At 61.4% G+C, this 466-nt stretch carries 1 protein-coding gene; it reads left to right on the forward strand.

Features of this window, described 5'->3' with window-relative positions; translation table 11 throughout:
* Positions 1–466, forward strand: a 466-nt coding sequence (locus tag U5A65_RS40780) for an NAD-dependent epimerase/dehydratase family protein (protein ID WP_321949739.1), incomplete at both ends; no start/stop codon positions are given.

A 466-nucleotide genomic window follows, 5' to 3' on the forward strand; every position in this document is an offset into this window, starting at 1 on the left:
CGCGTGCCTCGCACAGCGCGTGCAGTTTCTGTATGCGTCGTCGGCGGCGATCTATGGCGGCTCGACGCGCTTTGTCGAAGAACGCGAAGTCGAAGCGCCGCTGAACGTGTACGGCTATTCGAAGTTCCTGTTCGACCAGGTGATCCGCCGCGTGCTGCCCAAGGCGCAAAGCCAGATTGCGGGCTTTCGCTACTTCAACGTGTACGGGCCGCGCGAGACGCACAAGGCGCGCATGGCTTCGGTGGCGTTCCACAACTTCAACCAGTTCCGCGCGGAAGGCCGCGTGAAGCTGTTCGGCGAATACAACGGCTATGCGCCGGGCGAGCAAACGCGCGACTTCGTCTCTGTCGAGGACGTGGTGAAGGTCAACCTGTTCTTCTTCGATCATCCGGAGAAGACGGGCATCTTCAATCTCGGAAGCGGCCGTGCGCAACCGTTCAACGACATCGCCACGACCGTGGTGAAC

It is taken from the genome of Paraburkholderia sp. J10-1 (assembly GCF_905220165.1).
In the GTDB taxonomy this organism is placed as follows: domain Bacteria; phylum Pseudomonadota; class Gammaproteobacteria; order Burkholderiales; family Burkholderiaceae; genus Paraburkholderia.